Genomic DNA, 7,873 nt, shown 5'->3' with positions numbered 1-7,873 from the left:
TGCTGCGCATCGCCCCGGAACGACGTGATTACCTGACCAGCACGTTCCTGAACTGCCAGGGATCCGAGGTATCGATATCCTCCGGAAACAGCCCCGGCCGATCGGTGAGCGGCGTCCAGTCGGTGTAAAAACCCTTCACCGGACCGAGATAGGGCCGCTGGATTTCGAGGCAGCGACGAAAATCCATCTCGTCGGCCTCGACGATGCCGGCGGTGGGGTTCTCCAGCGCCCACACCATGCCGGCGAGCACCGCCGACGACACCTGCATGCCGGTGGCGTTCTGATAGGGCGCGATCTGACGGGTTTCCTCGATCGAGAGCTGCGAGCCGTACCAGTAGGCGTTCCTGGCGTGGCCGTAGACCAGCACGCCGAGCTCGTCGATGCCATCCTCGATCTCGTTCTCGTCCAGGATGTGCCAGCTCGGCTGCATTTTGCCGGTGGCGCCGAAGATCTCGTGCAATGACAGCACGGCGTCGTTGGCGGGATGATAGGCGTAGTGGCAGGTCGGGCGGTAGATCACGTTCTGGCCGTCGCGCACGGTGAAATAGTCCGCGATCGAGATCGACTCATTGTGGGTGACGAGGAAGCCGTATTGCGCGCCGGGGGTCGGGCACCACGAGCGCACGCGGGTGTTGGCGCCGGGCTGCAGCAGATAGATCGCGGCGCCGCAGCCTTCCTCGTGCTTGCGGCCATTGTCCGGCAACCATGCTTCATGGGTGCCCCAGCCCAGCTCGGCCGGCTGCATGCCTTCCGAGACAAAACCTTCCACCGACCAGGTGTTGACGAACACGTTCATCGGCTTCGGCTTCTTGGAGCGCTGGGTGTCGCGCTCGGCGATATGGATGCCCTTGACGCCGAGCTTGTGGGCGAGCTGCGCCCAGCCCTCGCGGCTCTTCGGCTCGTTGACCTGCGTGTCGGTGTCGCGGGCGATGTCGAGCAGCGCCTGCTTGACGAACCAGGACACCATGCCGGGATTGGCGCCGCAGGTGGAGACCGCGGTGGTGCCGCCGGGGCTCCCGCGCTTGGCCGCGAGCAGGGTCTCGCGCAGCGCGTAGTTCGAGCGCTTCTCCGGGCCAATGGTCTTGTCGAAGTAGAAGCCGAGCCACGGCTCCACCACGGTGTCGATGTAGAGCGCGCCGATCTCCCGGCACATGCTCATGATGTCGACCGATCCGGTGTCGACCGACAGATTGACGCAAAAGCCCTGGCCGCCGCCCGCGGTCAGCAGCGGCACCAGCACCTCGCGGTAATTCTGGCGGGTGATGCCCTGCTTGATGAAGCGCACACCGTGCTTTTCGGCGAGTTCGCCGTCCGCGTGCGGATCGATGATGACGAAGCGCGACTTGTCATACTCGAAGTGCCGTTCGATCAGCGGCAGCGTGCCTTTGCCGATCGAGCCGAACCCGATCATGACGATGGGACCGGTGATCTTCGCATGGATGGGCGATGCGGCGGGCGAGGACATTGGCTTTCAACTCCGAGGGATGATGGCGGACGTGCGATTCGGCGCGATCAGGGGACGGGAATTTGTCGGCGGGCGAGGCATCGCCCGTAAATGGCGGCTACATCTGGCCGATGACGGCCAGGCGGTCAATTCGGTTGGCGAACTTCCAGCACCGTCAGCGATTTCAGCTCGCCCGAGGGCGTGGCGAAACTGATGGCCTGTCCGGCGGAAAGGCCGATCAGCGCGGCGCCGATCGGGGTCAGGACCGAGATGCGGCCGACCTCGATGTCAGCAGATTTCGGATACACCAGTGTGACCTGCTTTTGCAGGCCGGTGGCGTCGTCCCGGAAGGTCACTTCGGATTCCATGCCGACGATGCCCGCCAGCGGCGCCATGTCGGGAACCACGGTCGCGCGCTCGATTTCGTCAGCCAGGAACTCGGCCGTGGCCGGCGCCGTCTCGGCGGCGGCTTCGGCGAGCTGGGCCAGCCGCTGGCTGTCGGCCTGCCGGAGCGTAATCGGCGGAAGCTGGGTTCGGGTCGGGTTGGTCATGTCTTTCACAGTCGTTCGGACGCGGCATGCCGGCGGCATCACGCGATCAATGTCGGGAGATGGAGATTTCGGAGCGCAGACGTGGGGGTAATCAAATCGCAGTCAATCGAACCCGGACGGTTCAAAGGATATCCGTCCGGGCTACCTTCCCGCGTGAAGGTGACCGGCGCGCAGCATCAGTCGTTTGCTATGCAGGCTCATCATGATCACCTCAACCTAGGTACGCGGCCGGCAAAGTCAACCGGCGAGCCCCCTGATATTCGGCGGCGCGGCGCGGCGGATTCAGGTCCGCAGCTTCGCGGTGACTTCGATCTCGACCTTCATCTCGGGCTTGTACAGCCCGGCGACGACGAGCAGCGTCGAGGCGGGACGGATGTCGCCGAGGGTTTCGCCGCAGACCGCGATCAGGGCGTCGGCATCCCTGGCGTCGGTGATGTAGTAGGTTGCCCGCACGATGTCGGTCATCGCAAAGCCGCCTTCGGCGAGCGCGGCCTCGATCGTGCGAAAGCAGTTCCGGGCCTGGCTGGTGACGTCGGCCGGCATGGTCATGGTGGCGTAGTCGTAACCGGTGGTGCCGGCGACGAAGGCGAACTCGCCGTCGAGCACGGCGCGGCTGTAGCCGCCGGCCTTCTCGAACGGCGAGCCGGTGGAAATCAGGCGGCGGGTCATGTCATGCACCTCCGTTGGGAACATCGCATGGCTGTGGCGAGGCCATGCAATGTCGCTTGTCTACAATTGGTTCAGGCGGCGTGAGTGGCCAGTCTACGGGCTTTTCCGGCCGGCCGCAGCCTGGCTTGCGCCGCTGCGCCGGAGGGCGCGATCATGCCCCAGGCGCCATCCAGCGCACCGGCGCGCAGTTCGAGGCCCAGCAGCCGGTCGCGCTCGAACGGGCCGGGCAGCGCCAGCTCGCCGGTCATAAGCGCCGAGAAACCGAAGCGGGCATAATACGGCGCGTCGCCGAGCAGGATCACCGCGCCATGGCCGCGGGCTTTCGCCGCCGCCAGCGCGTGGCTCATCAGGGCGGCGCCGATGCCGAGTTCGCGGCAGGAGGCGTCGACCGCGAGCGGGCCGAGCACCAGCGCCGGCTTGCCCCCGGCGCTGACGTGCCACAACCGCACGGTTGCGACCAATCGGCCCTGACGCACCACCGAGAAGGCAAGGCCTTCGGCGGGCGCGCGTCCGTCGCGCAGGCGCTGGCAGGTGCGCGTATGGCGGTTTGCGCCAAAGCAAGCATCCAGCAGCGCTTCACGCGCAACGACGTCCGAGGCTCGCTCCGCACGGATCGCGAACGGGGCGGCATCGGAAATGAGGGCAACAGAGGTCTTCCGTTGGGCAGTCATGGCACGTCAGTCCTCGCGTCCGGCGGACGTCGGGCCCGCGGCGCGTTGTTCTTGAAATCGGCAGATGGAGGGGAGGGAGCCGGCGCACCGGCTCCCGATTCTTCTTCTCCCTCTCCCGCTTGCGGGGGAGGGCCGGGATGGGGGTGTCTCCGCGAGCACTGAGCCCGCGGATAGAATTCCCCCACCCGGCGCTTCGCGCCGACCTCCCCCGCAAGCGGGAGAGGTAAGCAGGCGCCTCAGATGTGGTAGGTCCGCAGCGGCGGGAAGCCGTTGAACGCCACCGACGAGTAGGTCGACGTATACGCGCCGGTGCCTTCGATCAGCAGCTTGTCGCCGATCTCGAGCGTCACCGGAAGCGGGTACGGCAGCTTCTCGTACATCACGTCGGCGGAATCGCAGGTCGGACCCGCGAGCACGCACGGCGTCATTTCCGCACCGTCATGCGGGGTGCGGATGGCGTAGCGGATCGACTCGTCCATCGTCTCGGCGAGACCGCCGAACTTGCCGATGTCGAGATACACCCAGCGCACCTCGTCCTCGTCGCTCTTCCTGGAGATCAGAACGACTTCGGTCTCGATGATGCCGGCATTGCCGACCATGCCGCGGCCCGGCTCGATGATGGTCTCCGGGATCGCGTTGCCGAAATGCTTGCGCAGCGCGCGGAAGATCGACCGGCCGTACTGCACGACCGCCGGAACTTCCTTCAGGTACTTGGTCGGGAATCCGCCGCCCATGTTGACCATCGACAGGTTGATGCCGCGCTCCGCGCAGTCGCGGAACACCGTCGAGGCCATCGCCAGCGCGCGGTCCCACGCCTTCACCTTGCGCTGCTGCGAGCCGACATGGAACGAGATGCCATAGGGCTCCAGGCCGAGGCGCTTGGCGAGGTCGAGCACGTCGACCGCCATTTCCGGATCGCAGCCGAACTTCCGCGACAGCGGCCATTCGGCGCCGGCGCAGTCATAGAGGATGCGGCAGAACACCTTGGCGCCGGGGGCGGCGCGGGCGATCTTCTCGACTTCCGCGGTGCAGTCGACCGAGAACAGGCGAATGCCGAGCGCGAAGGCGCGCGCGATGTCGCGCTCCTTCTTGATCGTATTGCCAAAGGAGACACGCTCCGGGGTCGCACCCGCGTCCAGCGCCATCTGGATCTCCTGCACCGAGGCGCAGTCGAAGCACGAGCCCATCGAGGCCAGCAGCGACAGCACTTCCGGCGCCGGGTTGGCCTTGACCGCATAGAACACACGGCTGTCCGGCAGCGCCCTGGAGAAGGTCTGGTAGTTGTCGCGCACGACCTCGAGGTCGACGACGAGGCAAGGCTCGACGTCCTGGCCCTCGCGGCGGCGGCTGCGCAGGAATTCCTGGATCCGTTCAGTCATAGTAGCACCCTCCCAAACGGCCCCGGCACGGAGACACGTTCAAAAAATGATCTCGGATCAGAGCGCTTCGGCCACGTTGCGCGATGGAGGCGCGACGCAGCCAAAAACTCGGACCGAACTGTGCTGCCGTGGATTGGTTGGGAAGGATCCCGCCCGCACACCTGGCAATGAAGGACAAGCCTCTTCGGTATTCGCGCCGGCTGATGGAAAGCCGGCAGAGACCAAAAAAGCCCGATCCGTCGTTGCTTTAAGTCGCGTCCCCCGTTGAGAACGAGGTGCGCCGGTTCGCCTCCGGCTGCCAGTCACGGTTGCAAGGATCGAAGTGACCTTCAACGGCATCTCTTGAGAGAGATGCTGGCCTCCCAAGTCATCCGACTTGAGCGACCCTCGGTTCTTCGTCCCTTGGCGGCTGTCCGGCCTCTTGTCCGGATACCTACCGACTGACACACGACCACAGGCACGTGCGAAATTGGGCAAGAGTGCAAATAGGTGTTTTGATCCTGCTTCGCAACAGTTTTTTTAGGCTGAGGACAAATTTGCCTAACAGCTGCTTGCAGTGTTGCCTTCGGCGCACGCGCGCGGCGCCGAGTGTGAACAGACGTTAAGTTTTCTTAAGGAAGCGCAAGCGGCCAGCAAGTATTTTCACGGGGCCGGCGCGCGGCGTGGCGCGCAGCCGAGTTACGCGCGCCGAGTGAACGGCTCGATGCGCTGGGCGTTGCGGACGAACGCCACCATGATGAAGACGCCGATCGCGAACAGCACCGCCTGCAGAATGCGCGAGCTGGTTTCGTCGAGTCCCAGCAGGATCCCGAGCGCCCAGCCGCCGGCGAAGGCGGCGCCGAACACCTCGGCGCCGATCAGGATCGCGGCGCTGATGACGGTGACGACGCTTTGCCAGATGATCCGACGGGGAGCGGTAGGGGCGGGCTGCGCATTCATGGGCCAAGGTCCTGTTGCGGGCGCAATCTCTATGAAAAGGCCCCTGCTATCAAGCGCAAAAGGGCGCAAAAAAGCCCCATCGCATGGTATAGGTCCCCCGATTCATTCGTGACCAAACGGGAAATTCTGATGTCGGAAACCTCGGAAATGGCGGCTGCCGCGCAGGCCCAGGCAAATCCGCTCCTGAAGGCCTGGCAGACGCCGTTTGAAACCCCGCCGTTCCCCGAGATCGCGCCGGAACATTTCCTGCCGGCCTTCGAACAGGCCTTCGCCGATCACGCCGCCGAGATCGTCGCAATCGAGCACGATCCCGCCGCGCCCGACTTCGCCAACACCATCACGGCGCTGGAGCGCTCCGGCAAGCTGCTCTCCCGGGTGGCGTCGGTGTTCTACGATCTGGTGTCGGCGCACTCCAGTCCGGAGCTGCTGGAGATCGACAAGGAAGTGTCGCTGCGGATGGCGCGGCACTGGAATCCGATCATGATGAACGCGGTGCTGTTCGGCCGCATCGCGCTGTTGCACGACAACCGCGCCGAACTCGGCCTGTCGGGCGAGCAATTGCGGCTGCTGGAGCGCACCTATACCCGCTTCCACCGCGCCGGCGCCGGACTCGACGAGGCCGCCAAGAAGCGGATGGCCGAAATCAACGAGCGGCTGGCCCATCTCGGCACCGCCTTCAGCCACCATCTGCTCGGCGACGAGCAGGACTGGTTCATGGAGCTCGGCGAGGCCGACTGCGACGGCCTGTCGGACGGTTTTGTCGCCGCCGCCAGGGCCGCGGCCCTGGAACGCGGCATGCCCGGCAAGGCGGTCATGACGCTGTCGCGCTCCTTCGTGGAGCCGTTCCTGAAGAGCTCGACCCGCCGCGACCTGCGCGAAAAGGTGTTCAAGGCATTTACCGCGCGCGGCGACAACGGCAACGCCAACGACAACAACGAAACCATCCTCGAGATTCTGAAGCTGCGCGAGGAGACCGCCCGGCTGCTGGGTTTCCCCACCTTCGCCGCCTACCGGCTCGAGGATTCGATGGCGAGGACGCCGGACGCGGTGCGCGGCTTGCTGGAACGGGTCTGGAAGCCGGCCCGGGCCCGCGCGCTCGCCGACCGCGATGCGCTGCAGGCGCTGGTGGCCGAGGAGGGCGGCAATTTCGCTCTGGCGCCGTGGGACTGGCGCTATTACGCCGAGAAGCTGCGGCAGATCAGGGCCAATTTCGACGACGCCGCGATCAAGCCCTATCTCTCGCTCGACCACATGATCGACGCTTCCTTCGACTGCGCCGGCCGGCTGTTCGGCCTCACCTTCACCGAGCGTAAGGATATCCCGGTCTGGCACCCGGACGTCCGGGTCTGGGAGGTGAGGGATGCCGCGGGCAAGCACAAGGCTCTGTTCTATGGCGACTACTTCGCCCGGCCGTCGAAACGCTCCGGCGCCTGGATGACCTCGCTGCGCGACCAGCAGAAGCTCGACGGCGAGGTCGCGCCGCTGATCCTCAATGTCTGCAATTTCTCCCGGGGCGCCGAGGGCCAGCCGTCGCTGCTGTCGCCCGACGACGCCCGCACCCTGTTCCACGAATTCGGCCACGCCCTGCACGGGATGCTGTCGGATGTGACCTACCCCTCGCTGTCGGGCACCTCTGTGTTCACCGATTTCGTCGAGCTGCCGTCGCAGCTTTACGAACACTGGCAGGAGCAGCCCCAGGTGCTCAGGCAGTTTGCCCGGCACTACCAGACCGGCGAGCCGCTGCCGGACGATCTCCTGAAGCGTTTCATCGCCGCGCGCAAATTCAACCAGGGCTTTGCCACCGTGGAGTTCGTCTCCTCTGCGCTGATCGATCTGGAATTCCACACCCAGCCGGCCTCTGCGATCCCGGACGTGCGGGCGTTCGAACGAACCGAGTTGGAGAAGATCGGGATGCCCGCGGAAATCGCGCTGCGGCACCGGCCGACCCAGTTCGGACATATCTTTTCCGGCGATCATTATGCCTCGGGATATTATAGCTATATGTGGTCCGAGGTGATGGACGCCGACGCGTTCGGCGCCTTCGAGGAGGCCGGCGACATCTTCGATCCCAGGGTCGCAAAACGACTGCATGACGACATCTATTCCTCCGGCGGCTCGCGCGATCCGGAAGAGGCCTATATCGCATTCCGTGGCCGCGAGCCGGAGCCCGACGCGCTGCTGCGCCGCCGCGGCCTGTTGGAAACGTCAGAGGTGGCCTGA

Annotated in this window: 7 protein-coding genes; 1 reads left to right on the top strand and 6 read right to left on the bottom strand. The window is 65.4% G+C overall.

Annotated elements, in window-relative coordinates; genetic code table 11:
- Positions 1-28 precede the first annotated feature (28 nt).
- The 6 genes from Q8R73_RS02410 to Q8R73_RS02385 form a co-directional block, all read right to left on the bottom strand.
- Entirely contained in the window at positions 29-1,465 is a 1,437-nt protein-coding gene (locus Q8R73_RS02410) for a homospermidine synthase (protein ID WP_305717957.1), read from the bottom strand.
- A gap of 125 nt (positions 1,466-1,590) precedes the next feature.
- The gene (gene rnk / locus Q8R73_RS02405) at positions 1,591-1,995 is read right to left on the bottom strand and encodes a nucleoside diphosphate kinase regulator (RefSeq protein WP_305717956.1); all 405 of its coding nucleotides are present in this window, start codon (positions 1,993-1,995) and stop codon (positions 1,591-1,593) included.
- 282 nt (positions 1,996-2,277) lie between these two features.
- Positions 2,278-2,664: a RidA family protein gene (locus Q8R73_RS02400; protein ID WP_305717955.1), complete on the bottom strand. Its 387-nt coding sequence runs from the start codon at positions 2,662-2,664 to the stop codon at positions 2,278-2,280.
- A 71-nt stretch (positions 2,665-2,735) separates the two neighbouring features.
- Positions 2,736-3,335 carry a GNAT family N-acetyltransferase gene (locus Q8R73_RS02395; RefSeq protein WP_305717954.1) on the bottom strand — a complete coding sequence of 200 codons (600 nt, stop codon included), beginning with the start codon at positions 3,333-3,335 and terminating at the stop codon, positions 2,736-2,738.
- A 236-nt stretch (positions 3,336-3,571) separates the two neighbouring features.
- Positions 3,572-4,714 carry a type III PLP-dependent enzyme gene (locus Q8R73_RS02390; RefSeq protein ID WP_305717953.1) on the bottom strand — a complete coding sequence of 381 codons (1,143 nt, stop codon included), beginning with the start codon at positions 4,712-4,714 and terminating at the stop codon, positions 3,572-3,574.
- A 678-nt stretch (positions 4,715-5,392) separates the two neighbouring features.
- Positions 5,393-5,653, bottom strand: coding sequence for a hypothetical protein (locus Q8R73_RS02385; protein WP_305717952.1), 261 nt, complete (start codon positions 5,651-5,653; stop codon positions 5,393-5,395).
- Positions 5,654-5,782: 129 nt separating this feature from the next.
- Here Q8R73_RS02385 and Q8R73_RS02380 point away from each other — a divergent pair, with 129 nt between their 5' ends.
- Positions 5,783-7,873, top strand: a complete 2,091-nt coding sequence (locus Q8R73_RS02380) for a M3 family metallopeptidase (protein ID WP_305717951.1) — start codon at positions 5,783-5,785, stop codon at positions 7,871-7,873.

The sequence above is a fragment of the Bradyrhizobium sp. genome (assembly GCF_030697065.1).
GTDB lineage: Bacteria > Pseudomonadota > Alphaproteobacteria > Rhizobiales > Xanthobacteraceae > Bradyrhizobium.
This window is presented reverse-complemented; position numbering and strand designations above follow the sequence as displayed.

Excerpts from the sequence above, each read along its gene's own strand:
- Q8R73_RS02410 (WP_305717957.1), bottom strand. The coding sequence starts at position 1,465 with ATGTCCTCGCCCGCCGCATCGCCCATCCATGCGAAGATCACCGGTCCC.
- rnk (WP_305717956.1), bottom strand. The coding sequence starts at position 1,995 with ATGACCAACCCGACCCGAACCCAGCTTCCGCCGATTACGCTCCGGCAG.
- Q8R73_RS02400 (WP_305717955.1), bottom strand. The coding sequence starts at position 2,664 with ATGACCCGCCGCCTGATTTCCACCGGCTCGCCGTTCGAGAAGGCCGGC.
- Q8R73_RS02395 (WP_305717954.1), bottom strand. The coding sequence starts at position 3,335 with ATGACTGCCCAACGGAAGACCTCTGTTGCCCTCATTTCCGATGCCGCC.
- Q8R73_RS02390 (WP_305717953.1), bottom strand. The coding sequence starts at position 4,714 with ATGACTGAACGGATCCAGGAATTCCTGCGCAGCCGCCGCCGCGAGGGC.
- Q8R73_RS02385 (WP_305717952.1), bottom strand. The coding sequence starts at position 5,653 with ATGAATGCGCAGCCCGCCCCTACCGCTCCCCGTCGGATCATCTGGCAA.
- Q8R73_RS02380 (WP_305717951.1), top strand. The coding sequence starts at position 5,783 with ATGTCGGAAACCTCGGAAATGGCGGCTGCCGCGCAGGCCCAGGCAAAT.